The following is a 2,060-nucleotide window of genomic DNA, read 5'->3' as shown; positions in this document are numbered from 1 at the left end:
CGTGCTTCAAAAAAAAAAAAAAAAAAGGACTTTCTGGTTAAATGTTCCGGTTAAACATATTTTTTAGGATTAGTATTTTTGTTATTTATGAATCCGTTCGCTGTTATCTGTTTGATGAAAATATAAATTATTAGAAAGAAAAAAAACCGACTTTTCCGGTCGGTTTCTTAAAAGTAAGTTCAATCCATCCCCACACTTGGGCTTATTTTTATTCTACATACTTGAACAGAAAAAGTGATTTTTACATAAATTTAATTATTTTTGTATAAATGTAATAAATTGACAAGACAAAAATACTCTATACTATGCTGTCAATTATAAGTTGCCTTTACACCTAAAAGTTTTTTATCAAATTTCTTTTTAATTCTATACTGATTGCTGCTGGGTTTTTGTTAAATAAAATAACTATTTTTCTTATAAAAAACCAGTATTTAAATAATTAGATATAGCAATTCTGTTATCAATTCTAAGATGTTTATATTTGTTTTTGCTCAAAATCATATGTAAATTGTCTTTTGAAATCTTTTTTTAATTTAGGAGAAAAAGATCAAATGCCATCATTAAATTTCACTTTAATAATGTTCCAGTTGATCTTTCAATCGAACAAATCGAGCCGTTTGGTTTGGTTTTTGTTTTATCTTGTTAATGGGTTTTTAGATAGTGAATTTAGGAGTTACACCTTTACCTAATAGGTTGAATTCTTTGTTATCTTCGGTTGTAATTTTAAGAATTGTATATTTACCTTTTTCTGCATTAGTGAAAGGGACACCAGGGAATGCTTGGAATAATACTGGATCACTGTTTCTATTTGATGGATTAGTATATACTTCTTTAGTACCATCACCAACTTTAACTTTCTGTGAGTTGTATTCGTTTGCTACAAAACCTTCTTTTTCAATTGTATATATTAGATTTTTGTTTTCGATGTTTTCGATGTAATTTTTATTAGATGTTGTAATCTCTAATGTTAAATATCCATGAGCATCTCTATTTACTTTTACACTTTTGAACTTCTTAGAATTTGCTTCCTGAGCTTCTTTTAGAATATCATCTAGTTTCTTATAGTCCTTAGGTTCTTTGATTTGATCTACCTTTGTATTAAATGCTTTTTTCTCAGTATCTGAAAGATTGGCTAATTCAGAAATAGTTTTTGTGACTTCTGCTTTTCTAGATGCTAGATCTTCAGTTGTTTTTCCACCAACTTGATTATCATCATTTTGAGCTTGTTCTTCCTCTTTCTTTTCTTCTATTTCTTTATTTTCACTATCTCCAGCTATTTCATTACCTTGTGCTGAACCACCGCTTTGTGAATTATCACTTTGTCCACCAGATTGTTTGTTATCTGACATTCCATTTTTTTCTTTGTCATCTTTATTTTCAGCTGTATCACCGTTTTGTTTTCCTGTTTCTGGATCTTTTTGTTCTTTTTCGCCAGAATCTTTAGGAGGTTGTTGTGTTGAATCAGATGGTTCTGGTTTGGCTGGTTTATTTGTGTCATCAGTTTTCTTTTCAGTGTCAGGACTAGTGCCAGAACCTACACTTGGTTTATCGGTTTTTTCTGAATTTGTTCCAGAGTTATCACCTTGCATCATTTCTTTAGATTTATCATCTTGTTTATTATCACCAGAACTGCCATTATCATTTTTAGGTGTAGTTTCTGGAGTTGATGGTTGAGTTTTTTCTGGAGAAGTTTTTGATGACCCGTCTGTTGGATTAGTTGTTCCACCATTATTTGTACCTTTGTCGCCTGGTGTTGATGGAGTATTGTTTTCTGAACCTTGTTTAGTTCCAGCTGTAGTGCTACCACTTCCAGGATTTGTAGATTGAGAACCACCAGATTGAGACGGGTTTTGAGCACTTTGAGAAGGTTTGCTTGGCTTCGCCTTTGTTGGTGCACAAGCTGCAACTACTCCTATAACACTAACCCCTGCCATAATAGCACCAACCGCTAGAGTTAATGCTTTCTTGTTTTTGAATTTACTCATATATTAATAAATCCTTTGATAGTTAAAATTATGTTGAAAATTCCTTTTTAAAAGTTTGGTTTGAGAAATATAAAG

The 2,060-nt window shown here is 31.2% G+C and carries 1 protein-coding gene; it reads right to left on the bottom strand.

Going from position 1 to position 2,060, the window contains the following annotated elements; translation table 4 throughout:
* Positions 1–653: 653 nt before the first annotated feature.
* Entirely contained in the window at positions 654–1,985 is a 1,332-nt protein-coding gene (locus UDIV_RS03345; RefSeq protein ID WP_038103310.1) for an ICP22 family protein, read from the bottom strand.
* Positions 1,986–2,060 lie beyond the last annotated feature (75 nt).

The organism is Ureaplasma diversum NCTC 246, assembly GCF_000731915.1.
GTDB classification, from domain to species: Bacteria; Bacillota_I; Bacilli_A; order Mycoplasmatales; family Mycoplasmoidaceae; genus Ureaplasma; species Ureaplasma diversum.
The sequence above is the reverse complement of the archived record's forward strand: the minus strand, read 5'-3'. Positions and strand labels throughout refer to the sequence as shown.